The 26,673-nt window shown below is 63.7% G+C and carries 23 protein-coding genes and 2 tRNA genes; 11 read left to right on the top strand and 14 right to left on the bottom strand.

The genetic code is table 11. The features are described from left to right. Window positions 1-23 precede the first annotated feature (23 nt). The 9 genes from ACB032_RS01935 to ACB032_RS01975 form a co-directional block, all read right to left on the bottom strand. Window positions 24-1,892, bottom strand: a complete 1,869-nt coding sequence (locus tag ACB032_RS01935; protein WP_130631929.1) for a beta-N-acetylhexosaminidase — start codon at window positions 1,890-1,892, stop codon at window positions 24-26. Between the two features lie 160 nt (window positions 1,893-2,052). Beyond that, the gene (locus tag ACB032_RS01940) at window positions 2,053-2,925 is read right to left on the bottom strand and encodes a BadF/BadG/BcrA/BcrD ATPase family protein (protein ID WP_371137222.1); all 873 of its coding nucleotides are present in this window, start codon (window positions 2,923-2,925) and stop codon (window positions 2,053-2,055) included. Beyond that, window positions 2,918-4,651, bottom strand: coding sequence for a glycoside hydrolase family 9 protein (locus ACB032_RS01945; RefSeq protein WP_371137223.1), 1,734 nt, complete (start codon window positions 4,649-4,651; stop codon window positions 2,918-2,920). The genes ACB032_RS01940 and ACB032_RS01945 overlap by 8 nt, the downstream gene beginning before the upstream one ends. Before the next feature lie 102 nt (window positions 4,652-4,753). Then, on the bottom strand, window positions 4,754-5,746 hold the full coding sequence (locus tag ACB032_RS01950) for an ABC transporter ATP-binding protein (protein WP_016351558.1): 993 nt from the start codon (window positions 5,744-5,746) through the stop codon (window positions 4,754-4,756). An 11-nt stretch (window positions 5,747-5,757) separates the two neighbouring features. After that, complete coding sequence (locus ACB032_RS01955) at window positions 5,758-6,780, bottom strand: ABC transporter ATP-binding protein (RefSeq protein WP_011706885.1); 1,023 nt, start codon at window positions 6,778-6,780, stop codon at window positions 5,758-5,760. Then, a complete protein-coding gene (locus ACB032_RS01960) occupies window positions 6,777-7,697 on the bottom strand; it encodes an ABC transporter permease (RefSeq protein ID WP_011706884.1) in 921 nt (306 codons plus the stop codon). Before ACB032_RS01960 ends, ACB032_RS01955 begins: the two co-directional genes overlap by 4 nt. A gap of 1 nt (window position 7,698) precedes the next feature. Continuing rightward, on the bottom strand, window positions 7,699-8,682 hold the full coding sequence (locus ACB032_RS01965) for an ABC transporter permease (protein ID WP_011706883.1): 984 nt from the start codon (window positions 8,680-8,682) through the stop codon (window positions 7,699-7,701). A gap of 119 nt (window positions 8,683-8,801) precedes the next feature. Next, window positions 8,802-10,487, bottom strand: coding sequence for an ABC transporter substrate-binding protein (locus tag ACB032_RS01970; protein WP_076360291.1), 1,686 nt, complete (start codon window positions 10,485-10,487; stop codon window positions 8,802-8,804). 402 nt (window positions 10,488-10,889) lie between these two features. After that, window positions 10,890-14,327, bottom strand: a complete 3,438-nt coding sequence (locus ACB032_RS01975) for an ATP-binding protein (RefSeq protein ID WP_371137224.1) — start codon at window positions 14,325-14,327, stop codon at window positions 10,890-10,892. Between the two features lie 250 nt (window positions 14,328-14,577). Here ACB032_RS01975 and ACB032_RS01980 point away from each other — a divergent pair. Together ACB032_RS01980 and ACB032_RS01985 are read left to right on the top strand one after the other, a co-directional pair. Further along, a tRNA-Gly gene (locus tag ACB032_RS01980) sits at window positions 14,578-14,653 on the top strand. A gap of 55 nt (window positions 14,654-14,708) precedes the next feature. After that, window positions 14,709-14,782 (top strand) — tRNA-Cys (locus ACB032_RS01985). Between the two features lie 62 nt (window positions 14,783-14,844). Here the strand turns inward: ACB032_RS01985 and ACB032_RS01990 are convergent. Next, window positions 14,845-15,138, bottom strand: a complete 294-nt coding sequence (locus tag ACB032_RS01990) for a hypothetical protein (protein ID WP_011706880.1) — start codon at window positions 15,136-15,138, stop codon at window positions 14,845-14,847. Window positions 15,139-15,352: 214 nt separating this feature from the next. On the opposite strand from ACB032_RS01990, the gene ACB032_RS01995 reads away from it, so the two are divergent. From ACB032_RS01995 to ACB032_RS02035, 9 genes are all read left to right on the top strand, one after another. Then, window positions 15,353-15,553 (top strand): YbfA family protein, encoded by a 201-nt coding sequence (locus ACB032_RS01995; protein ID WP_011706879.1) that lies wholly within the window; start codon window positions 15,353-15,355, stop codon window positions 15,551-15,553. 358 nt (window positions 15,554-15,911) lie between these two features. Then, complete coding sequence (locus ACB032_RS02000; RefSeq protein ID WP_016351554.1) at window positions 15,912-16,175, top strand: DUF2282 domain-containing protein; 264 nt, start codon at window positions 15,912-15,914, stop codon at window positions 16,173-16,175. A gap of 71 nt (window positions 16,176-16,246) precedes the next feature. Beyond that, window positions 16,247-17,095: a DUF692 domain-containing protein gene (locus tag ACB032_RS02005; protein ID WP_371137225.1), complete on the top strand. Its 849-nt coding sequence runs from the start codon at window positions 16,247-16,249 to the stop codon at window positions 17,093-17,095. Continuing rightward, the gene (locus ACB032_RS02010) at window positions 17,088-17,843 is read left to right on the top strand and encodes a putative DNA-binding domain-containing protein (protein ID WP_371137226.1); all 756 of its coding nucleotides are present in this window, start codon (window positions 17,088-17,090) and stop codon (window positions 17,841-17,843) included. Before ACB032_RS02005 ends, ACB032_RS02010 begins: the two co-directional genes overlap by 8 nt. A gap of 5 nt (window positions 17,844-17,848) precedes the next feature. Beyond that, window positions 17,849-18,292: a DoxX family protein gene (locus ACB032_RS02015; RefSeq protein WP_257685206.1), complete on the top strand. Its 444-nt coding sequence runs from the start codon at window positions 17,849-17,851 to the stop codon at window positions 18,290-18,292. A gap of 78 nt (window positions 18,293-18,370) precedes the next feature. Continuing rightward, on the top strand, window positions 18,371-18,835 hold the full coding sequence (locus ACB032_RS02020; RefSeq protein WP_171281363.1) for a GNAT family N-acetyltransferase: 465 nt from the start codon (window positions 18,371-18,373) through the stop codon (window positions 18,833-18,835). 90 nt (window positions 18,836-18,925) lie between these two features. After that, window positions 18,926-20,227, top strand: a complete 1,302-nt coding sequence (locus ACB032_RS02025; protein WP_371137227.1) for a methyl-accepting chemotaxis protein — start codon at window positions 18,926-18,928, stop codon at window positions 20,225-20,227. A gap of 95 nt (window positions 20,228-20,322) precedes the next feature. Next, on the top strand, window positions 20,323-20,943 hold the full coding sequence (locus ACB032_RS02030; protein WP_158196922.1) for a DUF3332 domain-containing protein: 621 nt from the start codon (window positions 20,323-20,325) through the stop codon (window positions 20,941-20,943). A gap of 87 nt (window positions 20,944-21,030) precedes the next feature. Continuing rightward, window positions 21,031-22,404 (top strand): HD-GYP domain-containing protein, encoded by a 1,374-nt coding sequence (locus tag ACB032_RS02035; protein WP_011706871.1) that lies wholly within the window; start codon window positions 21,031-21,033, stop codon window positions 22,402-22,404. Between the two features lie 70 nt (window positions 22,405-22,474). On the opposite strand, the gene ACB032_RS02040 is transcribed toward ACB032_RS02035, so the two are convergent. The 4 genes from ACB032_RS02040 to ACB032_RS02055 all read right to left on the bottom strand — a co-directional run bounded on the left by ACB032_RS02040 (window position 22,475) and on the right by ACB032_RS02055 (window position 26,644). Then, window positions 22,475-23,533: an FUSC family protein gene (locus ACB032_RS02040; protein ID WP_158196923.1), complete on the bottom strand. Its 1,059-nt coding sequence runs from the start codon at window positions 23,531-23,533 to the stop codon at window positions 22,475-22,477. Window positions 23,534-23,596: 63 nt separating this feature from the next. After that, window positions 23,597-25,342, bottom strand: a complete 1,746-nt coding sequence (locus ACB032_RS02045) for a bifunctional molybdopterin-guanine dinucleotide biosynthesis adaptor protein MobB/molybdopterin molybdotransferase MoeA (RefSeq protein ID WP_371137228.1) — start codon at window positions 25,340-25,342, stop codon at window positions 23,597-23,599. Next, window positions 25,339-25,977, bottom strand: coding sequence for a molybdenum cofactor guanylyltransferase MobA (gene mobA / locus ACB032_RS02050; RefSeq protein ID WP_371137229.1), 639 nt, complete (start codon window positions 25,975-25,977; stop codon window positions 25,339-25,341). The genes ACB032_RS02045 and mobA overlap by 4 nt, the downstream gene beginning before the upstream one ends. Further along, window positions 25,949-26,644, bottom strand: coding sequence for an energy-coupling factor ABC transporter ATP-binding protein (locus ACB032_RS02055; RefSeq protein WP_005303221.1), 696 nt, complete (start codon window positions 26,642-26,644; stop codon window positions 25,949-25,951). The genes mobA and ACB032_RS02055 overlap by 29 nt, the downstream gene beginning before the upstream one ends. Window positions 26,645-26,673 lie beyond the last annotated feature (29 nt).

Here is a 26,673-nt window from a genome sequence, read left to right on the forward strand (position 1 = left end):
CCGCCAAGGAAAAAAAGATAACACTACCTCTGTGGTACCCGGTAACGCACCTGAAGCTGGTCGAGGATCTGCAGCTGGCCCGGCAGACGGGCGGCGAAGTGCTCCCACGCCTTGCGGGCGGGGTCGCTCCAGGCCACCTCGGCGGTCGCCAGCATGCGCGGGAACAACATATAGTCGAGGCGATCGCGAGAGGTGATCAGCTCCGACCATAAGGGGCTCAGCACCCCTAGGATGTTATCGTTGGCATGGAAATCGGCTGGGGCCGGGTCACATGCGTAGACCTGCGCCAGATTGAGGGTGCCCGCCCAGTAGAGGCCGGGTTCATGGATATCCTGGCTCCAGGCCAGATCCAGATAGAGGTGCTGGGCCGGTGCCATCACCACCGGATAGCCCGCCGTCGCCGCATCGAGCCCGGCCTGGAAGCTGGTCCAGGCGAAGATGGTGGCGTCCCGGCTCACCTTGTCGCCGTGCAAAATCTCCTCCCAGCCCAGCATCCGCTTGCCCTTGCCGGCCAGATACTGCTGGCAGTGGCGCAGCAGGTGGCCCTGCAGCTCGCGGCAATCCTGATACCCCTGCTGCTTCATCAACTGCTGGCAGGCGGGGCTGTCGGTCCAGACCCCGGCGGGTACTTCGTCCCCCCCCATGTGCACCAGCGGTCCAGGGAACAGTTCGCACACCTCGTCCATCACGGCTTCCAGGAAGCGGTAGGTGCCGGGCAGCGCCGGGTTGAGCACGTTGTCGTCGAAATATTGCACCGACAGGTAGCGGGAGCGGTCAGCCTCCTCCACCAGCAGCTCGGGCAGCGCCTTGATGGCGGCGTGGCAGTGACCTGGGATGTCTATTTCCGGAATGATGGTGATGCCGAGCCCGGCGCCGTAGGCCACCAGCTCGCGCACCTCGCTCTGGGTGTAGTAGCCGCCGTAGGGCTCGGGGCCGCCACTCAGCTGAGGCCCCACCGGCAGGGCGTGGCCGCGCCAGGCGGCCAGCTCGGTCAGCTGGGGGAAGGCCTTGATCTCGAGTCGCCACCCCTCGTCATCGGTCAGGTGCCAGTGGAAGCGGTTGAATTTGTAGAGGCTCATCAGCTTGAGCAGGCGCTTGAGGGTGGCGAGGGAGTGAAAGTGGCGGGCACAGTCGAGAAAAATGCCGCGAAAACCGAAGCGCGGTGCATCGCTGAGCTCGATGCAGGGCAGGCTCTCGCCGTGCTGCAGATACCACTGGGCCAGGCTGACGAGGCCGTGGCGCCAGCCCGCCTCGCCGCTGGCGGCAATCACTATCTCCTCCGGGGTGATGGTCAGCCGGTAGGCCTCCGGACCCAGACCGCTTTCAACCAGCCGGATCTCGGCGTCGTGATCCTGCGCCAGCGCGAGCCCGGTCAGTTCGTTGAAGTGGGCCAGCAGCGGGCCGAGCAGGGGGCTCGGGCCGCTGACGTGGGCGCGCTCCGCCAGCCGGAAGTTGCCCTCCAGCAGCAACAGCCGATCCGGCTGGGGCACGATGCCGGCGAGGGGTTCCACCTCGGGCAGATCCGGCGCCGCAGTGGCGGATTGTGGCAGGCCCAGCTCCTCGCCGGTCAGTTCCACCGGCATCAGCTGGGGGCCGCCGCTGGCCTGGGGCAGGCTCAGGAAGAAGCCGCGCGGCATGTCGGAGAGGCGCTTGATGGGGGTGTTGCGACAGCAGAAGCACAGCTCGCTGGCCCCCGTTTGCGGGATCAAGACCTTGTAGCTGCCGCTCTGGCGCTCCAGCTCCCCCCCCTCTACCGAGCCGGGGTCGATATGGCGGGCCAGGCAGAAGTGGAGTTTCCAGGGGGCATCCGGCAGCTGGCTCAGGCTGAAACGAAACCAGACGTCGTCACCGTCGCGTCGGTCGACCTGGGTGTGGATCAGGGGTGCAGACATGAAAATTCCTCTGATGGAGTGAAGGGGACGAACAGCCAGACAGCGTCCTTGTGGTATTGGTCAACCCCGGCCGGGAGCCGCAGGGCTGACATGGGCACCCCCCGCAGCGGGCAGACCGGGGTCAGGCCCGCACTTTGGGGTGGGGTGGATGGGGACAGATTCAGGGATGCAGACATGGGTAGGCCTCCGATCGGGCAAACAGGATGGCCCCCTCCAGCGCATCGGCGCCGGGACTGACCAGCGGCAGGTGTGCCAGGCGGGGGGCGAGGCGCATGCCGATGCCGCCGAGCAGGGCTATCCGGTCGGCGCCCAGCTGGCGCATCCCTTCCAGCAGGGTGGCCAGCTGCTGGCAGGTCTCATCCAGCAGCTGGCAGGCAAGCTCGTCACCGTCGCTGGCGGCATCGAACACCCAGGGGGCGAAGCGGCCGTAGTCGGCCGGAATGGCGCGGGCGGCCCAGCGCACTACCTCGGCCTGATCCCGCTTGAAGTGATCGAGCAAGCGGATGGCCAGCGTGCTGGGGGGCAGGATGCCGTCGTGGCAGAGCAGGGATTGCTGGATGGCGCGCAGCCCCAGCCAGGCGCCGCTACCCAGATCCGAGATGGGAAAACCGCGGCCGGAGCAGGTGTGCAGCTGGCCGTGGCGATAGATGAGCCCGGCCGAGCCGGTGCCGGCGATGAGGATGGCCCCCTCTTCACCGCCAAAAGCGCCCAGGCAGGCACCGAAGGCGTCGGAGGTGAGCCGCACGCTCGCAAACGGGAAGGGCATGGTCAGCATGGCGTGATAGCAGTCGGCCAGCTCGGCGGAGGCAAGCGCCAGCCCGATCCCCATCCGTTGCTGGGCATCCTCAGCCAGCCCGGCCTCGATACGGGCCTGCTCGATGGCGGCCAGCACGTTGCCGTGGGCGAGCGCGATGCCGAGCTCCAGATTGGAGCCGGCGGCGCGCCCCTCGCCGAGCAGCTTGCCGGCCCGATCCCGAATGCGGGCACGGGTGTGGGTGCCGCCGCCATCGACACCGACCCAGAACTCAATCATGTCGACCTCCATTTCCCTGCGCATTCTGCCAAGTGATGGCCAGAGCAAACCAGGCGGCGTGGGGTATCCACTGCTCGCCCCAGCGCCAGTTCTGATCCAGCCGATCCTTGTACGCCGCTGGAATGAATGCGATCTCCGCCTCGTCATCGAAGCCGGCGGTGATGCCGTTGCAGATCCCCCCCAGCGCATTGGGATAACCGGCGGTGTAGGCGGGGTTGTTGCTGCCATGGCCCGCCAGCATGCAGGCATTGAAGGGATTCTGCCCCAGGATCCAGTCGAGCTGGTGCTGGCCGAAGCTGAGCAGCGGCTTGCGCTGGCGCGGCAGCTGGGCAGCGGCGGCAAACGCCATGGTGGCCAGCGATGCCAGCCGGGCGTTCTCCCCCTGCCACCAGTAGCCCGACTCGTTGTGATGGGGCATGAAAAAGCTCACCCGAGGGGCCTCATCGACCCCCTTCACATACTGGCGGGCGAGGGCGAACGGGTTGCCGGGCCGGACGCAAAGCGCCAGCTCGGCGGCCAGTGCCTGCTCGATGACGCGCTGGGCCGTCCCCTGGCGCGCCGGATCCGGCTCGATGGCGAGATACTCCAGCAGCGCCAGCACCGGCAGGCCCGCCTCGGCGGCGTGGTAGTAGGGGCGCGAGCCATCCTCGTTGGCTGACCAGTAGTGGCCGAGCTCCGGGTGAGGGTGCTGGCGGGCGCACAGCCTGTCGGCCCGTACTCTGGCCTCTGCCAGCCACTCGGGGCCCAAGGTACGGGTCAGTTCGATGGCGGCCAGCAGGGCGCAGTAGTCGTCGATGATGTTCTCGACCCCGTCGTCCAGATAGGCCAGGTTGTGTTCACGCAGGTGCAGGTAGCCGCGGCGGGCCGCCTCGGCGTAACGGCTGGCATCAAAGTCGCCGCTGACGCTCTCGCGGGCGGCGCGGGCCAGGGCGGCGATGGCCATGCCGCCCCCCTGTCGAAAACCGGCTTGCCAGTGGGCGGACTTGAGCCCCTGCTGGGTGGCGTAGGCGCATAGCTCGCGCTGGGCGGGATCCTTGCTCCATTTGTCGAACAGGGTCATGTAGAAGAAGCCCGACTCATCCTGCATCCGGCAGAGAAAATCCGCGCCGTGCAGCGCCTCGTCGTTGAGCCGTTTGCAGAGGTTCACCCCGTCGATGTCCTGGCGCGGGGCCAAGAGCTCCCGGCACTTGAGCAGGGACCAGACCACCATGGGGGTCTGCTGGGGGTTGAGGTAGTTGGCGTAGGAGAGGTGGCTCAGGTACTTGCTCACATCCCCGCTGGCGTCATACCAGCCGCCGTGCACGTCTTTGCGCTGGTCGCTGCCAAACAGGCGGGCGCTGCGGTCGGCCCGATCGAAGGCGCCGCTGGCGCGCTGCCCCTTGAAGTAGTGAATGACGTCGGAGAGGCAGCGGCTCGCCAGCAGTTCCTGGCCGATGGTGAAGGGGGCGGTGCGCACGATGCGCTCCTTGGCGCCCGTCTGGATGAGGGCCTCCAGCCGGTAGTGACCGGGCTCTTTGCAGGGGGAGAAGTCAGCGCGCCAGTAGTGGCGCCCCTGCCAGCCCTCGACCTGACCGGCCGGCTGCAGCGGGACTTCCAGCAGGATGCACTCGTCATCCTGGCGCAGCAGCCTGAGGTGGCCGCGGATATCGAGGTCGGTGTCGCTCTGCAACAGGGCGATCTTCTCCCCGTCGCACTGGTAACCCACCTGATTGATCAAGAGTTCCATCAACGTCTTACTCCTGTGGCTCGCCTGGCGTGGCGAGGCACATTGCGGGGCCCTGACGGCCCCGTGGCGAGGCGTGGCCGGACGCCGTGTCCGGCCGGTCTGTCATTGGTAGAGGTAGCAGCGCACGAAGTGGTTGTCGGCGAGCTTGCTGACGGGGGGCAGGGTCTCCTTGCAGCGGGGCATCGCCTGATTGCAGCGCCCGGCAAACGGGCAGCCGCAGGACTCCGGCGTCCAGAGCGGGATCTCCCCCTTGCGGCCCCCCTCCAGCTCGGCGTGGATGCTCTTCTCGGGGTCCGGCACCGCCGAGATGAGCAGCTGGGTGTAAGGGTGCTGGGGGTGGTGCAGGATCTCGTCCACCTCGCCCCACTCCACCATGTGGCCCACATACATCACCGCCAGATCTTCGGCCACGTAGCGGGCGGTGGCGATGTCGTGGGTGATGTAGAGCATGGAGACCCCGAGCTCATCCTTCATCTGCTCCATCAGGTTGAGGATGCCGATGCGAATGGAGACGTCGAGCATGGAGGTGGGCTCGTCCGCCAGCACCACTTCGGCCTCCACCGCCAGGTTGCGGGCGATGTTGACCCGCTGGCGCTGGCCGCCGGAGAGCTGGTGCGGGTACTTGGCCGCGGTGGCCTTGGCGGGGGTGAGCCCCACCTTCTCCAGCAGGCCGTAGACCATGTCGGGCAGATCTTTCTTGTCGATCACCTTGCTGTGCAGCAGCAGGGGGCGGGCGATGTGGTGGTAGATGGTGTGGGTCGGGTTCAGTGAACCGAACGGGTCTTGCCACACCATCTGCACGCTCTGGCGGTAGTCGAGCAGGGCGGTGCCCTTGTTGAACTCCTCGAGGTCGCGGCCGCGATAGAGGATGCGGCCGCCGGAGAGCTTGTACATCTTGGCGATGATCTTGGCGATGGTGCTCTTGCCGGAGCCGGACTCCCCCACCACCGCCAGGGCGCGGCCCCGGTGCAGGTTGAAGGTGATGTCCGAGAGGGCCCGCATCTTGCCGCTCTTGATGGCGTTGGAGTTGACGGGGAAGTCCTTGTAGAGGTGCTGGACTTCGATGATGGGGGCGTCGGTTTGGGCGATTTGCATGACAGACATCCTTAACAGCCAGCGGCCTTGTCCAGATAGATCAGGGGATCTTGTTGCTCATCCTGCGCCTCATAGAGGTGGCAGGCGGTTTGTTGGCCGGGGCGGATCTCGGCCAGTTTGGTGTACTGCTGGCGGCAGCGCTCGTGCACCCTGGCGCAGCGGGCCTGAAAGCGGCAGCCCACCGGCACCTCCAGCAGGTTGAGCGGGGTGCCCGGGATCCCTTCCAGCACCGTCTTGGGCCCGTGCAGAGGTGGGAAGGAGTTGCCGAGCCCCTTGGTATAGGGGTGCAGCGGCGCGGTCAGGATCGCCTTGGCCGGCGCCACCTCCACCAGTTCACCGGCATACATGATGCCGATGCGATCGCAGAACTCGACCATCAAGGAGAGATCGTGGGTGATGAACAGGATGGAGAAGTTGAACTTCTCTTTCAGCGCATAGACCTTCTGCAGGATCTCCCGCTGCACCACCACATCGAGCGCCGTGGTCGGCTCGTCCATGATCAGGAGCTCGGGGTTGAGCGCCATGGCGATGGCGATCACCAGCCGCTGGCGCATGCCGCCGGAGAACTGGTGCGGGTAGTCTTTGAGCCGGCTCGGGTGGATGTCGACGATGGCGAGCAGCTCCTGGGCGCGCTTGATCGCCTCGTAGCGGGTCAGCCCCGGGTTGTGGGCCAGCAGCACGTCGCAGAACTGCTCCTCCATGCGCAGCACGGGGTTGAGCGCATTCATGGCGGACTGGAACACCACCGACACCTGCTGCCAGCGGTAGGATCGCAGGCGTTCGTCGCCGTAGTGGAGGATGTTCTCCCCCTTGAACAGGATCTCGCCGCCGCTGATGTAGGCGGGCGGCTTGTGCAGCCGCGCCACCGAGAAGGCGACGGTGGACTTGCCGCAGCCCGACTCGCCGGCCAGGCCGAACACTTCACCGGGGGCGATGTCGAAGCTGACCGAGTTGACGGCGCGCACGTCGCCGTTCTCGGTGATGTAGTCGACGCAGAGGTTGCGTACCGACAGCAGGGGTTGTTGCGATCTCATGCTGTCTTCTCCTGTACGGCCGGCACCGGCGTGGTGACGGGGGCGGCGAGTTTCTTCCAGCGATTGAGCCCCTTGTGGGAGCGCAGCTGCGGGTTGGCGATTTCATCGATGGCGAAGTTGAGCAGGGCCAGGCCGGCACCGAGCGTTGCGATGGCGAAGCAGGGGGCCAGGATCTCCCACCAGGCGCCGACCAGGATGGCGCTGGAGGTCTGGGCGTTGTAGAGCATGATGCCCCAGCTCACCACGGTGGGGTCGCCCAGGCCGAGGAACTCCAGGGTCGCCTCGGTGACGATGGCGTAGATGATGGAGCCGATGAAGCTCACGCCGATGATGGAGATGAGGTTGGGCAATATCTCCACCAGGATGATGCGCCAGGCCGGCTCGCCCAGCACCTCGGCGGCGATGACGAACTCTTTCTCCCGCAGCGCCAGGGTCTGGGCCCGGATGACGCGCGCGCCATAGGCCCAGGAGGTAAAGCCTATGATGAGCGCGATCACCGTCGGTGACGCCTCCCCGATGAAGCTTGCCAGCACCAGCAGCAAGGGGAGGTTGGGGATCACCAGCACCACGTTCATCAGGAAGGTGAGGCACTCGTCTATGACGCCGCCGAAGTAGCCGGCGGTGATGCCGACCGTGATGGCGAGGGCGCACACCAGAATGCCGGCACCGAATCCCACCATCAGTGAGATGCGGGCGCCGTTGGTGAACTGGGCCCAGATGTCGTGACCCATGCGGGTGGTGCCCATCACGTACTCGGCGCTGGGCGGCTGGTGCGGGCGGGAGACCCGCTTGGTCGGCTCGTAGCTGGCCAGCAGCGGGGCGAACAGCGCCATCAGCACGAAGCTGACCACGATGAAGAGGCCGCAGGCGGCCTTCTTGTTGCCCAGCAGGATTTTCAGAATAGTCGGCATGCGCATCTTATTTGCCTCCGGTACGCAGACGGGGATCCAGGAAGACGTAGAGCACGTCGGCCAGGAAGTTGAAGCTGAGCATGGTGATGGTCATGATGAGCAGCTGCCCCTGAATGAGCGGGTAGTCGCGGGCCAGAATGCCCTGATAGAGGGTCAGACCCAGTCCCGGGTAGTTGAAGATCACCTCGGTGATGAGGGATCCGCCGATGACGAAGCCCAGCGCCATGGAGAGGGCGGTGACGCTCGGCAAGATGGCGTTGCGGGCGCCGTAGTTGAAGATCACCCGGTTGCTGGAGAGCCCCTTGGCCTTGGCCATGGTGATGTAGTCCTCGCCGAGCAGGTTGATCATGTTGTTGCGCATGGTGATGAGAAAGCCCCCCACCTGCACCATGGCCAGGGTGCCCACCGGCATGATGGCGTGGGTCAGGATGCTCTTGATGTGCTCCCAGCCCCAGTCAGGCTTGATCTCCGGGCTGTAGGCGTAGCCGATGGGCAGCCACTCCAGACTCACCCCGAACAGGAAGAGCGCCAGCAGCGAGATGACCACCGGCGGAATGGCCTGCATCACCAGGGTGAGCGGGGAGAGGAAGCTGTCCATGCGTCCGCCCCGGTGCCAGGCGGCGAAGATGCCGACGATGGAACCGATGGAGAAGCTCAGGATGGTGGAGGTGCCCACCAGGAACAGGGTCCAGCCGATGGCACGGCCGAGCACGTCGGCGACCGGTTGGGGGTAGTAGCGCACCGAGGTGCCGAGATCCCAGGTGAAGACACTCTTCACATAGGTGAGAAATTGGGTGCCGATGGGGCCGTCCACGAACCCGAAGGTGGCCTTGAGGGCTTCCAGGGCGGCGGGTTCCATCATGGCGCCGGCCCGGGCAAACATGACGGAGACGGGATCCCCCGGCATGGCTCTGGGTAGCAGGAAGTTGATGGTGGCGGCCACCAGAAAGGCGACCAGATAGAAGGAAAAGCGTCTCAGTATGAATCCCATGATGATACCTTTTACTGCTGGTCCGCCCCGCGCCGGGCATAGTTACCCCAACCCCGGCAGAGCCGGGAAAAAAGGGGGATGGGCGGGGAAGAGGGCCCCCCGCAGGGGGCCGGGATTGATTAGCTGTTCGGCTTGAGTGACAACACGTGCAGCAGACGCTCCGGGGTGTCCGGGTGAACCTGCGGCTTGGCGACCGGGTTGTCGGCACTGAACCAGCCGTGGAAACGCTTGGTGCTGTATTCGTACCAGGTCGGGTTGTTGAATACCGGGATGATGGTCTGGTTGGCACCGACCTTGTCCTGGATCTCGAACATGATCTCCTTCTGCTTGGCGGCATCGGCGGTCTGGGTAAAGTCGTCGATCAGCTTGTCCAGCGCCGGATCCTTGTAGCGGGGCGCCGCAAAGCGGTTGCCGCGCTCACCCATGTTGCGGGAGTGGAAGGCCGTCTCGAAGTACTTGTGCGGGTTGGCACCGGCAAAGTAACCCTGCAAGGCGACATCGAAGTCACCGGTGATGAGGTTCTCGGTCCAGACGGTGGCTTCCGGGGTGGCGGTCTTGGCGTTCAGGCCCAGTGCCTGCAGCCCTTCCACGCCGATCTGGGCGGTGTTGACCCAGTCGGTCCAGCCGTTCGGTACCAGCACCTTGAACTCGATCTTCTGGCAGGTGGGGGTGTCGAGGAACTTGTCGCCGTCACAATCCTTGTAGCCGGCCTGTTTCAGCAGGGCCTTGGCGCCTTCCAGATCGAACTTGTTGTACTTGCCGTACTTCTTGTCCACTTCCGGGTTGTTCCAGGAGTCAAAGGCTTTGCCGAGCCCTGACGGGTACTCGTTGACGGTCGGGTAGCCGTAGCCTGCGATATCCACCATGGACTGGCGATCCATCGCCATGGAGAAGGCGCGACGGAAGTTGATGTCGTTGAAGGCTTCGTGGTTGCCCGGTTTCTTGGCCTGGAAGTTGACGTTGAACGCCACCGTGCCGGAGGCCGGGAACCAGTACTTGTTGTTCTTCGGATCGTTGCCGACGTAGAGGCGCTCGATGTCCGGGACGAAGGAGCCGAACCAGTCCACGTCACCCTTCATCACAGCGGCCAGTACCTGGTCGTTGGTGGCCATCTGCGGCATGCGCAGGCAGTCGATGGAGAGGTTGGCGTTGTCCCAGTAGTGCGGGTTGCGGCACTGGGTGTAGAGCTGGGCGGAGAAGTTGTCCACTTCGGTGAAGGGACCGGTGCCGACCGGCTTGTCGTTGGTGAAGGCTACCGGGTCTTTCACCGATTTCCACTGATGCTCGGGCACGATGGGTACCAGTACCAGATCGTTCACCACGTTGGTGTTGACGTCGGTCAGCTCGAACTTGACCTTGTTGGGGGCCAGCTTCTCGACGCTCTTGATCTGGGTCCAGATTGAGCGCTCGTCCAGCGCCTTGTTGGCCTTGACCAGATTGAAGGAGAACAGGATGTCATCGGCGGTAAAGGGCTGACCGTCCGACCACTTCACGCCGTCACGCAGATCGAAGGTGACGGACTTGAGGTCCTTGCTGAACTCGTAGTGGGTGGCCAGACGATAGACGGGTTTGCCACCCTGCATATCGTTGAAGATCACCAGCGGTTCATAGATGAAGTGACGAGTGGTGTGCAACAGACCCGCTTGCAGGAAGGGGTTGAAGTTCTTGACCCACGCGGTCTCCTGTTGTGCGACCAGGGTCAGCACCGTCTTGTTGTCGGCCGCCATGGCGTTGCCGGCAGCGCCGGCAAGCATCATGGTGCCCAGCATTACAGCAGTAGAGATTTTGGATACTTTGGCAAGCATATTATTTCCTTTCTTATTTATATTCCTTGTTTGGATTTGAGCACCGACTTCGCATGCTGGGGAGGTCGGCCCTCAATGTTGGCCAGGTTTTGCACCCTTGTAGTTGTGTCATCCAACGTCCCTAGCAAAGCAGAGTTAACAGGAAAACAACAACTGTTCAGATCGTCGATATCGTAAAAATCGACGCCCTCACGTCAATTTCGTCAAAACCGCTTTTAACTCGATTTAAATCATCATGTTATGTTAATTGCTTTGGCGTAATAAGTCCCTGTCAATCGACCCTCCATGACAATTGTGTGAATTGGATCGGCTCTCGTTTTGACGTATGGCGAAGGCTTAATTCTGCACAAAAAAAAACCGCCCCGGCAAGTGTGAGCCAGGGCGCAGATTGGGCGGTGGATATCAGGGTTTGCGGTTGGCGAGCTGGCGCAGGGTCTGGGCGCTGTGATGCAGTTGCTGGCGCTGGGCCTCGTTGAGCGGACTGTGGCTCAGCACATACTCGGCGGTGGCGACCACCGTCTTCCAGCGCGGCGCCTTGGGCAGGGTATCCAGGCTCAGGTACTTGTCGAGGGTGCGGGTCTGCGGGCTGGAGCGGTCCATGTAGACCCGCCACAGCTTGCTCTTCTCCGCCAGCACTATCTTGCCCTTGCCGGTGCTCTGTTGCCAGGCATCCAGAGTGAGCCGCATGGTGTCCACCAGGGCGCGGCGCAAGGGCTCGTCATCCTGCTGGCGGATGAGGTCGTCGGCCAGCGAGCGGAACTCCCCTCCCAGCCGGCTCAGCTCGCCCAGCAGTTGGCCATCCTCGATGATGGCCTGGCGTGACAGGCTCTTGAGGGCGTTCTCCAGCGCCATCACCCGGTTCTCGTCCTGCCGCAGCTCGGTGCTGAGGGTGAGGGCGAAGGCGGCCTGGCCTCCCAGGCTGATGGGAAGGGCGCGGGCATTGAGCTCGTCTTTCTGGCCGGCCACCAGAAACGCCAGCTGCTGCTCCCCCCGATCGTGCAGATCGGGCCACTGGCTGGTCAGCGGGCTGGCCAGCCAGTCGTCCAGCGGTTGTCCCTCCATGGCTTCCGGCTCCTGGCCCAGCAGGCGGGCCAGCGCGCGCGAGGCGAACAGCACTGTGCCCTGGCCATCGATGAACACCATGGGGTCGGCCCCTTCGCCGAGCAGACCCAGCAGCCGCTCCTGATCCTGATGCAGCTGCTCCTGCAGCAGCAGACGGTGCTCTATCTCCTGCTTGAGCAAGCGGTTCTCCACCAGAGAGGCGCGCCCGGCGCTGGCTTCCAGCAGGGCCCTGACCCGGGCGAACAGCTCCTCCTTGCAGAAGGGTTTGACCAGATAGTCGTTGGCGCCGGCGTTGAAGCCCTCCTCGATGTCTTTGGGCTGGTTGAGGGCGGTGAGCAGCAGTACCGGCAGCTTCTCCTTGGGGTGCTGCTGGCGCAGCCGGCGGCAGACGTCGAAACCGGAGAGGGTGGGCATCATCACGTCCAGCAGGATGAGGTCGACCGGCTCCTGAGCCAGCTTGGCCAGCGCATCGTGGCCGTCGCTGCTGGGCAGGATGCGATAACCGCAGGGCTGCAGCAGGTGGCGCAGTATGTGCAGATTGATGGGCTCGTCGTCCACCACCAGGATGAGGGGGGCATCCTCGGGGGTAGGGGGGAGGTCATCGCTCTCCCAGTCCGGCAGGATCAGCGGTTGCTGGCGCACCAGCTGGTGTTCGATCTGACGGCTGTCGAGGGTCAGGCTGCCCGCCTTGCCGCTGGCGAGCGGCAGGGTGAAGGCGAAGGTGGAGCCGACACTCGGCTCGCTCTCCACGAACAGCTCGCCCCCCATCAGGTGCACCAGCTGGCGGGTGATGGAGAGGCCGAGGCCGGCCCCCTGCTTGCTGACCTCCGGGCTCATCTGCACCAGCGGCTCGAAGATGTGCTCCAGGTGATCCTTGGCTATGCCGATGCCGGTGTCGGTCACCTTGATGCGCAGGAAGTTGCCCTCCACCAGGGCGCTCAGCACCACCTTGCCCTGCGGCGTGTACTTGATGGCATTGCCCACCAGGTTATAGAGCACCTGTTCGAGCCGCTGTTCGTCGGCCAGTACCGGCGGCAGCTCCACCGGGCTGATGTCCACCAGGGTGAGCGGCTTGGCCTGCACCAGGTGCTGGCAGAGATCCAGCACCAGCCGGATGACTCCCTTGGAGGAGACCGGCTGGGGGTGGATCTCCAGCTGGCCGTAGCGCATCTGGTGGTAGTCGAGCAGATCGTCCACCAGCCGGGCCAGTCCGTCGGCGCTCTTGATGATGAGCCCCAGCTGTTTTTGCTGCCCTTCGGTCAAGTCCTGCTGGCTGGCGAGCATGGATTCGGCCATCCCCTTGATGCCGTGAATGGGGGTGCGCAGCTCGTGAGAGGTGTTGGCCAGCAGCTCATCCTTGAGCTTGTCCGCCTGCTGCAGACTGAGGTTCTGCTTGTGGGTCAGCTTGACCTGCTGCTGCAGCTCCTGGGTCTGGCGTTCGATGAGTTCGATCTTGTCCTTCACCGAGCGCTGCATGTGGCGAAACGCCTGGGCGAGCCGGTCGATGTCATCGTCGGTGCGTTCGATGGCGATGGGGTGATCCAGCGCACCGTCGGCCACCTGTTCGGCGGCGGCGGTGAGGGAGCGCAGCGGCGCCGTGATGGAGTGGGAGAGCCAGCGGGAGAAGAGGATCAGCAGCAGCAGGGAGCCGGCCCCCAGCAGGATCACCAGCGTCTCCAGCTGGCGGATGGGGCGATAGGCCTCGCTGGTGGAGATCTCGGCGATGAAGGCCCACTCGGTGTCGAACACCTTCACCTGGGTGTAGGCGGCCAGCACCTCGTCATCGTGGTAGGAGCGAAACAGCCCGACCCCCTGCTCGCCGGAGAGCGCCTTGACCACCAGCGGGGTCTGCAGCGGCCGGAAGTTGGGGCGAAAGCTATTCTCCACGCTGAATTCAGGTGCCAGCCAGGCGTTGGCCCGCATCCGCTTGTCCGGGCCGATGAGGATGGTCTCGCCGGTCTCGCCGAGCCCTTCCCGCTCCGCCATGATCTGGTTGAGCTTGTCAGGCAGCAGCTCGAAGATCACCACGCCGCGCACATAGTCGTACTGCATCACGGGAGCCGCCATGTAGGCGACCACCTGGCCGGTCAGCTCGTTGCGGCCAAAATCGGTGAACTCGAAGATCTGCTGTGGCTTCTGGCCACCGTCGAGGCGCCGCTTGATCTTGGCGAAGGTGCTGCCAAGGCCGCTCGACTGGTAGGGGCCGGAGAGCAGGTTGGTGGCGAAGTTGGCGTGCTTGGTGACCGAATAGACCACGTCGCCGTTGAGATCGATGAGAAAGATGTCGCTATAGTTGGACTTGCGCACCATGTCGGCGTAGCCGCGGTGAAAGCGCTGGTGCACCCGGCCGTACATCTCGTCCGCCAGGATCAGGGCGCTGATGGAGGGTTCGATGTCGCTGGTGCTGTCGGGTTTTTGCAGCTGATCCCAGGAGCCCGGCACATAGCGGGCCTGGGCGCGGGCGCGGGCCTCCTGCGGTGTGGTGCCGAGTTTCTCGAAGGCACCGGTGAAGCCGTAGAAGCGACCGATACTGTTGCCGGCAAAATCCTGCTGGGAGAAGTTGATGATCTGCTCTTTGAGGTTGCCGAAATAGTCTTCCAGCTGGTTCTTTTTGATGTTGCGAACGGAAACCAGATGGTTGGAAGTCTGGGTGGTGAGATCCTTGCCGTGGCTATAGAGGAAAAACAGGGTGACGACCAGGAAGGGCACCATGGCTAGCATGAAAAATGCCAGCATCAGCTGCGGCCTGAGCCCACGGGGCTTGAAGATCCATTTCATCGGGTGATTTTCAATTGAGAATCCGGTTACTAACCGCAGCAAGTCTCTGACTAAAGGCTAATCATTTCAATGACTTTATCTCAAATTCGCCTGTGGGGTCACAGCCTGGTGCGGATTTTTTGGGCAAGCCGTCTAAACCCTGAGCAAACAGCACGGGAAAGGGGCCAAAGTGCGAAAAAAGGGTTGTGCCCACGCTAGGGGTACGTATAATGCGCCTCGTTGTCAGGCAACTGGCAGCGAAGCAGTACAGGCGGGAATAGCTCAGTTGGTAGAGCACGACCTTGCCAAGGTCGGGGTCGCGAGTTCGAGTCTCGTTTCCCGCTCCAATTTTCCATGGCACCAATCATGGATATCACTTTCAAGGCAATGCCTTGTCAGCATGGCGCGTTAGCAAAGCGGTTATGCAGCGGATTGCAAATCCGTTTAGTCCGGTTCGACTCCGGAACGTGCCTCCATCTTCTCCTCGTTTCATTTCTTAAAGCATTTCATCACACCAGCACGGTGTGGATCACTCCGCTCAATATCCTTGCTGCAACAACAGCTGCTCACAGCCCTGCTGCTGCCACTCCCGTTCCAGATAGCGGTTGACCTGCGTCAGATCCTGTCCCCGGTATTGAAACTGCACTTCGGCCGAGTGTTCGGTCACGTCCATCATCTTCTGTTTCAACTGGCCGCATTGCCACATGCTGACGGTGGGAGCTCCCTTGTAGGCCAGCGTGATGCTGTCGGCCTGGTTGAGCTGCCAATCCTGCCATTCCGACCAGAGCAGCAGGCCCAGTATCCCTATGATCGCCATTTCTGCGGGTTTCATCGCACCGACTCCATCTTGAGTGCCAACTCATTAAATCTGGTCGACGGGAGCTGCTTTGCCAGCTTTTGTTGCCTGTAAGTTAATGGATGTAACCCAATTTCACTTTAAGGCTTTTAAGGGATCTTTTTGCAAAAAAATGGGAATCTTGGTGTAGTAATCCTACAAATTGTGGAGTAATCTTTGCTCAGTGGTCTTACCAGTAAGGAGTTCTATCATGTTTCATCCCTATTCCCTGACTCAGATAATTCTTCGTCGCATCTATGTGCTGCTGGTGGGTATGCTGGCTTTCCCCGTGATGCTGTTTCGCAGCGATCGGGCCCGTTTCTACAGCTATCTGCACCGGATCTGGAACAAAACCAGCACCAAGCCGGTATGGCTCAAGATGAGCGAGCGTGGCGAGCGGATCTTCTACTAAGTCAGGTTTCAATTGAAAAAGACAGCCGCGGCTGTCTTTTTTGTCATTAAGTATCGACCGCCGATGCCCGCACGGTTGTATCGTGCCAATCAAACCCTGCCCTCTGGCGGGGTTTTTTATTGCCTGCATCCCTGGGATTGGCGGCGGCAGGGTGGCGCAGTGCACATTTTCATGGCGAAAGAACATTTGAAAGGGGAATGGAATAACCCTTTAAAAACAATATTTTGCCAATTGTGCTTTTTGTAGATGTGTCGATTTTGCATTTTTTTTGAAATCAATTCGCCGGCGCTCCGGTTCTATGGAGGGCATCCGGTCGTGACCGATCGGGCACACCACACACAATCAGAAGGAACAGAGAATGAACGTTAAAAAGAGCACTGCCATCGCCTCCGCCATGACCGGTCTGCTGGCCCTCGGCGCCCAGTTCGTCGCCGCCCCTGCCATGGCGGCCGATGAGAAGGAGAAGTGCTACGGGGTGGTGAAGGCGAGCAAGAACGACTGCGCGACCAAGACCAGCTCCTGCGCCGGTACCGCCAAGATGGATGCCCAGGGTGACGCCTTCGTAGTGGTGCCCAAGGGGCTGTGCGAGAAGCTGGCGGGTGGCTCGCTGCAACCCAAGTAAGGCTGGGTGCCACGGTGTTGCCTCAGGGGCACCGTGGCCTTCTTTTGGCTGGTTTGCAGCGAGGCTTTGCGATGAACCCCTTGATTGGTATTGGATTGCGCACGCCCCATTACGACGAGATATTGCGCACCCTGCCAGCGGTTGGCTGGCTGGAGGTGCACAGCGAAAATTACTTTGAACGTCACAGCCGGGGTTTTCAGGTGCTGAGCGAGCTGGCCCGGCACTATCCCGTCAGTCTGCACGGCGTCGGCATGTCGCTGGGCTCGGCTGATGGGCTCGACCTTGAACATCTGGCCAGCCTCTCGGCGCTGGCCCGCGCCATCAAACCGGTGCGCATCTCGGAACACCTCAGCTGGGGCAGTATTGGGGGGCGCCACTTCAACGATCTGCTGCCGGTCCCCTATACCCGGGAGAGCCTGCTCAACATGAGCGACAAGATCATGCAAGTGCAGGAGGCGCTCGGCTGCCGGCTGCTGATCGAGAACCCCTCTTCATACCTGCAACTGGCGGGGGAGATGCCGGAGTGGGAGTTTCTGGCGGAGCTGCAGCGACGCAGCGACTGCGCCATCCTGCTCGATCTCAACAACCTCTATGTCAGTGCCTTCAACCACGGCTTTGCATGCCGCGACTATCTGGCTGCCATCGACATCGCTACGGTGGGCGAAATTCACCTGGCCGGTTTTACCGATCAGTCCCTGCCGCAGGGGCACCTCTATATCGATACCCACAGCGCGCCGGTGAGCGAGCCGGTGTGGGCCCTTTATGCCGAGATCTGCCGCCAGCGCGCCATTCCCACCCTGATCGAGTGGGACCTCGAGATCCCGCCGCTCTCCGTGCTGTTGGCGGAGGCCGAGCGCGCGAGCGCCATGCTGGACGCCGCCATGGCCGCTGATCTTGTGCCGGAGGCCGCCCATGTCTGAACTGGCTCGCCGGCAGCAGCAGTTTGCCGAGGGGCTGCTTGGCCAGAGCGAGGCCATCCTGCCCCACATCCACTCCCGTCTCTTTGCGGCGGATGCCGTGCTGCAGGTTTATCGCAACCACTTCATCCTGAGCCTTGGCGAGGTACTGGCGGGCAGCTACCCGGCCGTCAAAGCCATGGTGGGGGAGGCGTTTTTCGACGCCGCGGCGCGTGGCTTCGTGCTGGCAGAGCCGCTCTGCGAAGGGAGCGTGATGCACTACGGCGCCGGCTTTGGCGACTGGCTTGCCCGGCTGCCGACCACTGCCGATCTGCCCTGGCTGGGGGAGCTGGCCCGCTTCGAGTGGGCACTGGAGCGCACCAGTTTGCTGGCCCCCGAGCTGCGCCGCTGGCCGGCTGAGCGGGTGGCCGCCCTGTCGCCAGCAGCCTGGCAGACGCTGGTGCTGATCCCGGCCTGCGATCTGTCTCTGTTCGACAGTCCGCGCCCGGTTGATGCCCTCTGGCAGATGGCCCTGCACGAGGGCGAGACGGTGCAGGATCTGGCGGCTCCCGCCTGGCTCGCCCTCAAGAAACAGCCCGATTGCCGGGTATTGCCGCTGAGCCTGAACGAAGGAGAGTGGCGCCTGCTGGATGGCTGCCGCCGGGGCATTGCTCTTTCTGCCCTGCTGGCGCGGGACTCGCAGGCTGCAGAGTCTCTGACCCGCCTCGTCACCCTGGGCCTGCTGGTCGATGTGACCTCAACGCTGGAGTAAATTCGATGACAAATCACAAGTGGACACTGATGCAACCGGTGGGCCCCACCGCTCCCTGGTGGCTGAGCGGTGCCCTGTTGCTGCTGGCCAGGTGCTGGGTGGCGGTGGCCTTCTTTCGTTCCGGCTGGCTCAAGCTGAGCGCCTGGGACAGCACCCTCTATCTGTTTGAATTCGAGTATCAGGTGCCCCTGCTGCCCTGGCAGTGGGCGGCCTGGCTTGGCACGGCCACCGAACTGCTGCTGCCGGTGCTGCTGCTGGTCGGGCTCTTTACCCGGCCGGTCGCCGCCCTGTTGTTTGCCTTCAACATGGTGGCGGTGATCTCCTATCCCACCCTCTGGGCCGGCGGTTTTTACGATCACCAGCTGTGGGGCTGGATGCTGCTGACCCTGGTCGTCTGGGGCGCGGGGCCGCTGGCCTGGGACCAGTGGCGCCTTGCCAGGCGGGCGTGATGTCTCCACACTGGCGCCTTGCTCAGGCGCCCGCGTGGTGCCTGTTCACCTCAACGAGCATCACAAGGAGAAGCGCCGATGATCATCCGTCAGGCAACGCAGGCAGACATTCCCGCGCTGGTGACCCTGCGCATGGCGCTGTTTTGCGAGGTGGGGGAGCTGAGCGAACCGCTGGCCGACCTGGATCTCTGGCAGGCGACCAGCCGCTACTTCAGCACGGCGCAGGCCGAGGAGAGCGCCCGCTCCTGGGTGGCGGAAGTGGATGGCGAGGTGGTGGCGAGTGCGACCCTGGCCCTCTTCGTGCGCCCGCCCTATCCCGGCAACCTGGCGGGGAGGGAGGGCTATCTGCTCAACATGTATACCCTGCCGGCCCACCGCCGGCAGGGGCTGGCCGGCGCCCTGCTGGATCAGATGGCGGACTATGCCAGGGCGCAGCAGCTGGGCCGGGTCTGGCTGCACGCCAGCGACGAGGGGCGCCCGCTCTATGAGCGGATCGGTTTTGTGGCCAATCCGGCTTACCTGGAGTGGCCCGTTACCGGCTAGCCCATTGCGATTCAGACGCTGAAACGCTAGAAACCTTGACTAAGATCAATTCAGGCGGGGCGCGTACCCTGATGACGAGGTAAAGACAAGATGTTCAATCTTAAACTCAAAGCCGAACTTCAGGCTTGTCAGGAGCAGTTGGCGCAGGCGCAGACCTTCATTGATGCGGTCAAAGGCGGGGTGGCGGTGATCACCTTCACGCCTGAAGGGCAGATCCTGGAGGCCAATCCCCTGTTTCTCGGGGTGGTTGGTTACAGTGAGTCTGAGGTCGTGGGTCAACCACACCGGATCTTCTGTGACGGTCTGTATGCCCAGTCAAATGCCTATCAGCAATTCTGGGAACAGCTGCGGCAGGGGCGCAGCCACAGTGGTGTCTTTCGGCGGCTGAACAAGCAGGGTCGTACGCTGTGGCTGGATGCGACCTACTTTCCGGTCAGACAAGAGGGGCGGGTGGTACGGGTGATCAAGGTTGCTTCCGACATCACCCACAGCCATGAGCAACTGCTGAGCCAGGAGGCGACCTCGAGCGCCCTCGATCGCTCTCAAGCCATCATAGAGTTCACCCCCAGAGGGGAGATTGTCGGCGCCAACCAGAATTTTCTCTCCTGCATGGGCTATTCGCTGTCGCAGATAAAGGGCCAGCATCACAAGATCTTCTGCGATGAGAGCTTCTATCGGGAGCAGCCACACTTCTGGGAGGATCTGGCCAGGGGCCAGGTAAAGTCCGGACTGTTCCTGCGCCGCACCAGCCATGGCAACGACATCTGGCTGGAGGCGAGCTACAACCCCATCAAGGATGAAGAGGGCAAGGTCATCAAGGTGATCAAGTTTGCCAGCGACGTGACCGAGCGGATCCTGCGGGCACAAGCGGTGAGCGATGCCGCCCGGGTGGCGCACTCCATCTCGCAGGATACGACTCGGGCGGCGGCAACCGGTACTGCCTTGCTCAACTCATCGGTGACGCTCTCCACCGCCATTTCGGAGCAGGTGGGCAGGATGGCAGAGCTCATCGGGCTGCTCAACGAGCAGTCAAAGAGTATCCAGTCCATCGTTTCCACCATCAGCAGCATTGCCGAGCAGACCAATCTGCTGGCCCTCAATGCCGCCATCGAGGCGGCTCGGGCCGGGGATCAGGGACGCGGTTTCGCAGTGGTGGCCGACGAGGTGCGCCAGCTGGCGGCACGCACCACCCTCTCTACCAGCGAGATTGACGGCGTGGTGCAGAAAAACAGCGAACTGACGGCGCAGATCACCAACAACATCAATGAGGTTGCCCTGAGTGCTCAGCGCGGCAAGGAACAGATTGTCGAGGCGAGCAGCGTGATGACCCAGATCGAACAGGGGGCGAGCAACGTGACTGAAACCGTCTCCGGTCTGGCCATTGGTGCCTGAGTTTGTTCCAGGCAGCCGCCCGTGGGTGGCTGCCTGATATTTGTGCGAACGACTCGTCAATCTGAACCCCCGCTGTATCGCTCCCTGCTTGTGAATTGCCCGTTGGTGGCGGCCTGTTTAGGCTTGCCGCCTCATTATTTCTGGAGCAAGCGAAGACGATGGCAACGAGAAGAAAGGGCAGGGCACTGGCGCTGCTGGCGGGCATGGTGGCAAGCGTGGGACTGAGCGGCTGCATGGGGCAGATGGGGCTCTCCTCCATGGTGACCAAGGGCAACCTCAGCGTGGTGGACAACCGTTACGGCCGGGCCGGGGTCTTCGTCCTGCTCTCGCCGGTCTACGGCCTGGCGGCCACCGCCGATCTGTTCGTGTTCAACACCATCGAATTCTGGTCGGGCAAGAACCCCATCACCGGCAAGTCGCCGGCGCTGGTGGATCAGAAGCTGGACGCCCTGATCAAGGTCAATCAGCACCTGGATCCGTCCCTCAACAAGGTGCCGTTGGCCATGCTGCCGCAAGGGGTGCGCGAGGTGGAGGTGAGCTACCCGGACGAGCGCACCGCCCAGATGGAGGTGCACTACCTGGACGGGCGCAGCAGCCTGATGCGTGGCGAGAAGCGCGGCGAGCTGCTGGACATCTACTTCGACGGCCGGTTGGTGTCGACCCTGACCCCGGCCCAGCTGGAGGAAAAAGCCCGGACTGGCAGCGCCGAGGTGTAAATTCATCTGAATCCAGATCTATTCCTCTCTGGATAAGGTATATCTAGTCAGCAGGCAAGATCGCCATGATGTCCAAGGGAGCAGGCTATGACGGTGAATGGATTGCGGTTGGCAGAGTTGATTGGTTCCCTCAGTCATGCACTCGACATGACCGAGGGGCAACCAAGAGGGCACTGCATTCGCTGTTGCTGGATAGGTTCCCGACTGGCCGAGCGGTTGGCGCTGGATGCCCGGCAGCGCCATGATCTCTATTACATGCTGCTGCTCAAGGATCTGGGGTGCAGCAGCAATGCAGCCCGTATCTGCGAGCTCTATCTCACCGACGATCTTCACTTCAAACGCGACTTCAAGCTGGTGGATGGCTCCCTCTCCGAGGTAGTCAACTTCGTGCTGGGCCACACCGGCTTGCAGGCGGATCTGCTGGGGCGTTTTCGCAGCCTGTTCCATATCTTTCGCAACGGCGATCAGATTGCCAACGAACTGATCCAGACCCGTTGTCATCGGGGGGCGGACATTGCTCGCCAGTTGCGGTTCAGTGAAGAGGTCGCCGCCGGCATCCTCTCTCTGGACGAGCACTGGAACGGCAAAGGTCGACCGTTGCAACTGGCCGGTGACGCGATTCCGCTCTTCTCCCGTATTGCCCTGCTCTGCCAGGTGGTGGATGTGTTTCACGCCGCAGCTGGTCCAGATGCAGCCCTCAAAGAGCTGCGTGAGCGCAGCGGCAGCTGGTTTGATCCTCAATTGGTTAGCGAGTTTGAAGCGTTGGCGGATGACGACTTCTGGCAAGGACTGGCGGATCCCGGTTTGGCTGAGTGGGTGTTCGTTCACCCGGCCGGGCAGGGTGAAGTCGCTCTGGATGAAGATTATCTGGACGAGATCGCGGCGGCGTTCGGCCAGGTGGTTGACTCCAAAAGTCCCTACACCGCCGGTCATAGTGGCCGGGTGGCGCTCTATACTGACATCCTCGCCACCCAGATGGGCCTGTCCGAGCAGCGACGACGCTGGCTCAAGCGCGGCGCCCTGCTCCATGACGTGGGCAAGCTGGGGGTGAGCAACGCCATTCTCGACAAGCCGGGCAAGCTGGATGCGCAGGAGTGGGCCGCCGTGCAGATGCATGCCGCCTATACCGAGGAGATCCTGAGTCGCATCGGGGCGTTCGAGGAGCTGGCGCAAGTGGCGGGTGCCCACCATGAGCGCCTCGATGGCAAGGGTTACCCCAAAGGATTGAAAGGGGACGAGATAGCCTTGGAGACCCGCATCATCACCACGGCCGACATTTTTGATGCCATCACCGCCAAACGGCCCTATCGCGGTGCCATCCCGGTGCCCCAGGCGCTGGAGATGATGGCCGAGACGCTGGGTTCGGCCATTGATCCGGACTGCTTTGCTGCCCTGCAGGCGGGGATCCAGGATTTTTCCCTCTACCTCCCGCTTGAGCAGCCGCTGGCAAACGCCAGTTAATGTTGGCGCCATATCTGGCCTCAAGCCATTGGCCTTTTAACGATAACGCCCCGCTTTGCGGGGCGTTTTGCTATGGGTGGCTCTGGCTGCGGGGCGGGTGCATCACCAGGCCCAGCAGCCGGCGCAGGTGGATGAGCTGTTCGGTGAGCTGCAGATTGAGCCACAGATAGCCGCTGATGGCGGCCTCGCCGCCGGCGTCGATCCGCACCCGGCCGGCCGCCTCCTGCAGACGGCTGATGGCCAGTTCAGAGCCCTGCAGCTCGCCGCTCTTGAGCATCAGCGCCAGCTCGCTCATCAGCGCCTCGGTCGCTTGCTGGCAGGCGCGCAGCTCCGGGGTGCTCTGCATCAGAAAGTGGCTCTGGCGATCGCGCCAGTAGGTGTTGGCCAGCATCTCCAGGGTGCAGAGGGTGTTGCGCATGGTGGTCTGGATCGCTTCGAACAGGGCGCTGCCAAGGCGGGTCTCCTTGACGGCCGGGGTCAGCAGGGGGCGCAGACTCACCATCTTGGAGAGCAGTCTGGCGTGGCTGTGGGCGAGGCGTGGCCGTTCCAGCACGTTGGGGGAGAGGTGGGTGTGATAGAGCCGCTGGGCCTGCTGCAGGGTGTCGTGCATCTGCAGCCGCCAGTGGCTGTAGGCGCGCTGGGGATAGATGCTGCAAAACAGCAGCGCCAGCAGGGAACCCAGGATCACGTCGGCACTGCGCCACAGGGCGGTTTCGATGTCGCCGGGCATGGCCCCCATGGTGACGCCGAGGGTGATGCCGATGAGCAGCCCCACGTAGGGGCGCTTGCCGAGCGCCAGATAGCCGCACAGGAACATGATGCAGCCGCACCACAGCAGCATCAGCGGCAGGGAGTAGAGCTCCAGATAGAGCGCCACCACCCCGCAGCTGGCGCCGAAGATGGTGCCGACCACCCGCTGCAGGGCGCGCGACAGCACATTGCCCCAGAACGAGATGGGGCCCATTACCACCACCAGGGTGATGAGGGGCCAGGTGCTTTCCGGCAGCTTGAGCTCGCGGGTCAGCAGAAAGGTGAGCATGAAGGCGAGCGCGATGCGCAGGCCGTGGACGATGCGGTAGTGACCGTAGATCAGCAGATCGAGCCGGGAGAGGGGGGCATTCAGGCGCAAGGGACAAGCCTCGGATTCATGGGGGCAACCACCCCGCCACGCCCGGCGGGGTGGACACCGGTATCAGGCCACTCGTCCCTGGAGTGGGTGGATCCAGACCCGCTCGCCGACCGCGATGGCCGGCTGGGCGGGGACGATTTCAATCAGGCAGTTGGCATCGCTCATGGAGCTGAGGATGCCGGAGCCCTGCGGCCCGGTGGTGCGAACCCGCAGCACGCCGCTGGCATCCTGATGGAAGATGCCGCGCAGGAACTCGGTGCGTCCCGGCCGGCTCTTCATCTGCTGCTCGGCCAGCGCCGACAGGCGCAGCGGCTGCCACACCCGGCCCTGCAGGCGGGCGATGGCGGGCTCGACGAATTGCAGGAAGCAGATCATGGCGGCCACCGGGTTGCCGGGCAGGCCGAAGAAGGGGGTCTGCCCCAGCTTGCCGAAGGCGAGCGGGCGGCCCGGCCGCATCTGGATGCGCCAGAAGGCGATCTGGCCAAGCTCGGCCAGCACCTGCTTGATGAAGTCGGCATTGCCCACCGACACCCCGCCCGAGCTCAGCACCAGGTCGGCGTCGCCCGCGGCCTGTGCCAGCTGCTGGCGCAGAATGACGGGATCATCGGGGATGATGCCAAGGTCCATCACCTCGCAGCCGGCCCCGGCGATGAGTGCCATCAGGGTGAAGCGGTTGCTGTCGAAGATGTGGCCGGGGGCGAGCGTCTCGCCCGGTGCCTGCACCTCGTCGCCGGTACTGAACAGCGCCACCTTGAGCGGCGCGCGCACCGTCAGCGTTGCCTGTCCCAGAGAAGCCGCCAGTCCGAGCTGAGGGGCGCCGAGACGGGTGCCGGCCGCGATGGCGACCGCGCCCAGCGCCAGATCTTCCCCGGCCTGACGCACGTTCTGCCCCGCCTTGACGGGGGCGTTGACGCTGACCCACTCACCCTCAATGTGAGTCTCTTCGCGCATCACCACGGTGTCGACGCCGGGGGGGAGCGGGGCGCCGGTCATGATCTGCACCGCCTGTCCCGCCAGTACCGGCGCGCTGCGCGGCTGACCCGCCAGCACTTCTCCCACCAGCTGCCAGTGGCCGGCGGCGAGATCGTCGCTGCGCAGGCCAATGCCGTCCATCGCCGAGTTGGCGTGGGGCGGCACATTGATGGGGCTGACGAGATCCCCCGCCAGCACGGCGCCGTGGCAGCGGGCGAGTGGCAGGTCGATGCTGCGGGTAGAGGGGGCGAGTGCATCAAGAATGGCCTGACGCGCCCCCTCGACCGACAGGAAGCCGGCCCCCGGCGCCTGCTCTTGCTGCCGGCTCTGCGCCAGGTAGGAGCAGACGAAGTCGGCGATGGCGTCCAGATCATTGATGTCGAGCCGGGGCAGGGCGGTCTCTGTGGGCTGATCGCTGGCCACGGCAATGATGTCGCGATCAAGCGGGAACAGCAGCGGCTTGCCGATGGCGGCGCGGTGCAACTCGATTTTCGGGAAGTGCTCGTGCTTGAACCCTTCCACCAGCAGCAGGTCGAGGCTGCGCTGATCGAAGCTGGCCAGCAGCTCGCGAAAATCAGCCTCACCCAGATCGGTTTCGATGATGCGGGCGTGACGGCGGCGGGAGGCTACCATCATCTGGCTGGCACCGGCCTGGCGCAGGCGGTGGCTGTCTTTGCCCGGCTGGTCGATGTCAAAGTCGTGGTGGGCGTGCTTGAGCACCCCGAGGCGCAGGCCGCGGTTCACCAGCAGGGGGATGAGCTGCTCGAGCAGGGTGGTCTTGCCGGTGCCGCTCCAGGCGGCAAAGCCGAGCAGGGGCAGGGTGGGGGCCGGGGTCATGAGGTGGCTCCTTGTCCGGTCGCGGAGTCTGGCAGGCGCGCCTCGTAGGCGGCCAGCTCGTCCGGGCTGTTGAGATTGATGAAGGCATCCGGCTGGTCGGCAAAGCTCACCACCGCCATCTGGTGGCGGGCAAACCAGATATCGATTTTGCGCTCTCCCTCGGCCAGCGCGGCGGACAGGGAGGGGAGCAGGGATTTGTGCAGCAGGGCCACCACGGGTTGCAGCCAGTCGCCGTCATGGGCCACCACCAGCTCGGTCGCCGGGGTCAGGGCGGCGCGAAAGCGCGCCATCAGATCACGGGGCAGGGCGGGGCCGTCGCAGGGCACGAACAGCACCCAGTCGTGGCGGGCGGCGGCAAGGCCCACCTGCATGCCCGCCAGCGGGCCGAGATAGTCGGGGTTGTCGTCGCCGATGACCGGGGCCAGCGCTTGGTAGCGGGCTTGGCTGCGGTTGGCGTTGATCAGGATCTCGTCCACCTGGGGCCTCAGTCGTTCAAGCACGTGGTCGATGAGCGGGCGGCCCGCCAACTCGACCCAGCCCTTGTCGGCGCCCCCCATGCGGGTGGCGCGGCCGCCGGCCAGCACCACGGCGGAGACGGGAAAGCGGTCAGTACGAGGTTCGCTGTTTGAGGTCATGTCGCTCGATGATTTTCAAAGGAGTGGGTTCGTGCAGCCGGCCCCGGGCGAGGGTCCATTGCCGCTCGCACAGGTCGGTCAGATCGTTGCTCTGGTGGCTGATGATGACCAGACCGCTGCCCTGTTCCCGCAGATCTTGCGCCATGGCGGCCATCAGGGCAACCGAATGTGCATCCAGATTGGCGGTGGGCTCGTCCATCAGCAAAAAGGCGGGCTGCAGTGCCCAGGCGCGGGCCATGGCCAGACGCTGACGCTCGCCGCCAGACAAAATGCTGATGTGCTCCCGTGCCAGGCTCTCCAGTTCGACCCGGCGCAGCGCCTCGAACACCCGCACCTCGTCGGCGGCGCGATGGCCGAGGGCCCAGGCCACGTTGTCGTGCACGCTGCGATCAAACAGGTAGGGGGTCTGGTGCAGGTAGGTGACCCGGCCCGGCCCCGGATCGCGCTTGAGCCACTGACCGAGCTTGCCGCGCCAGCCAGAGGGGAGGTTGGTGTGGCCCCGGGTCGGGGTGAGCAGGCCGGCCAGGATCTTGAGCAAGGTGGTCTTGCCCACCCCGTTCGCCCCGCGCAGCCAGATGGCGTCGCCGGCCGCGATGGAGAGCTGCTCAATCTGGAACAGGTCGCGCTCGCCAAAGCGCATCATCAGCTGGTGGGCGGTCAGGGCCATGGCGTACTCCGGTGGATGGACGGTGGGGG

Origin of the sequence: Aeromonas sp. S5(2024), assembly GCF_041403025.1 — a bacterium.
Lineage (GTDB): Bacteria > Pseudomonadota > Gammaproteobacteria > Enterobacterales > Aeromonadaceae > Aeromonas > Aeromonas hydrophila.

Bases quoted from the DNA above. Each gene is read 5' to 3' on its own strand.
- ACB032_RS01935 (WP_130631929.1), bottom strand. From the start codon at position 1,892: ATGTCTGCACCCCTGATCCACACCCAGGTCGACCGACGCGACGGTGAC.
- ACB032_RS01940 (WP_371137222.1), bottom strand. From the start codon at position 2,925: ATGATTGAGTTCTGGGTCGGTGTCGATGGCGGCGGCACCCACACCCGT.
- ACB032_RS01945 (WP_371137223.1), bottom strand. From the start codon at position 4,651: ATGGAACTCTTGATCAATCAGGTGGGTTACCAGTGCGACGGGGAGAAG.
- ACB032_RS01950 (WP_016351558.1), bottom strand. From the start codon at position 5,746: ATGCAAATCGCCCAAACCGACGCCCCCATCATCGAAGTCCAGCACCTC.
- ACB032_RS01955 (WP_011706885.1), bottom strand. From the start codon at position 6,780: ATGAGATCGCAACAACCCCTGCTGTCGGTACGCAACCTCTGCGTCGAC.
- ACB032_RS01960 (WP_011706884.1), bottom strand. From the start codon at position 7,697: ATGCGCATGCCGACTATTCTGAAAATCCTGCTGGGCAACAAGAAGGCC.
- ACB032_RS01965 (WP_011706883.1), bottom strand. From the start codon at position 8,682: ATGGGATTCATACTGAGACGCTTTTCCTTCTATCTGGTCGCCTTTCTG.
- ACB032_RS01970 (WP_076360291.1), bottom strand. From the start codon at position 10,487: ATGCTTGCCAAAGTATCCAAAATCTCTACTGCTGTAATGCTGGGCACC.
- ACB032_RS01975 (WP_371137224.1), bottom strand. From the start codon at position 14,327: ATGAAATGGATCTTCAAGCCCCGTGGGCTCAGGCCGCAGCTGATGCTG.
- ACB032_RS01990 (WP_011706880.1), bottom strand. From the start codon at position 15,138: ATGAAACCCGCAGAAATGGCGATCATAGGGATACTGGGCCTGCTGCTC.
- ACB032_RS01995 (WP_011706879.1), top strand. From the start codon at position 15,353: ATGTTTCATCCCTATTCCCTGACTCAGATAATTCTTCGTCGCATCTAT.
- ACB032_RS02000 (WP_016351554.1), top strand. From the start codon at position 15,912: ATGAACGTTAAAAAGAGCACTGCCATCGCCTCCGCCATGACCGGTCTG.
- ACB032_RS02005 (WP_371137225.1), top strand. From the start codon at position 16,247: ATGAACCCCTTGATTGGTATTGGATTGCGCACGCCCCATTACGACGAG.
- ACB032_RS02010 (WP_371137226.1), top strand. From the start codon at position 17,088: ATGTCTGAACTGGCTCGCCGGCAGCAGCAGTTTGCCGAGGGGCTGCTT.
- ACB032_RS02015 (WP_257685206.1), top strand. From the start codon at position 17,849: ATGACAAATCACAAGTGGACACTGATGCAACCGGTGGGCCCCACCGCT.
- ACB032_RS02020 (WP_171281363.1), top strand. From the start codon at position 18,371: ATGATCATCCGTCAGGCAACGCAGGCAGACATTCCCGCGCTGGTGACC.
- ACB032_RS02025 (WP_371137227.1), top strand. From the start codon at position 18,926: ATGTTCAATCTTAAACTCAAAGCCGAACTTCAGGCTTGTCAGGAGCAG.
- ACB032_RS02035 (WP_011706871.1), top strand. From the start codon at position 21,031: ATGACGGTGAATGGATTGCGGTTGGCAGAGTTGATTGGTTCCCTCAGT.
- ACB032_RS02045 (WP_371137228.1), bottom strand. From the start codon at position 25,342: ATGACCCCGGCCCCCACCCTGCCCCTGCTCGGCTTTGCCGCCTGGAGC.
- mobA (WP_371137229.1), bottom strand. From the start codon at position 25,977: ATGACCTCAAACAGCGAACCTCGTACTGACCGCTTTCCCGTCTCCGCC.
- ACB032_RS02055 (WP_005303221.1), bottom strand. From the start codon at position 26,644: ATGGCCCTGACCGCCCACCAGCTGATGATGCGCTTTGGCGAGCGCGAC.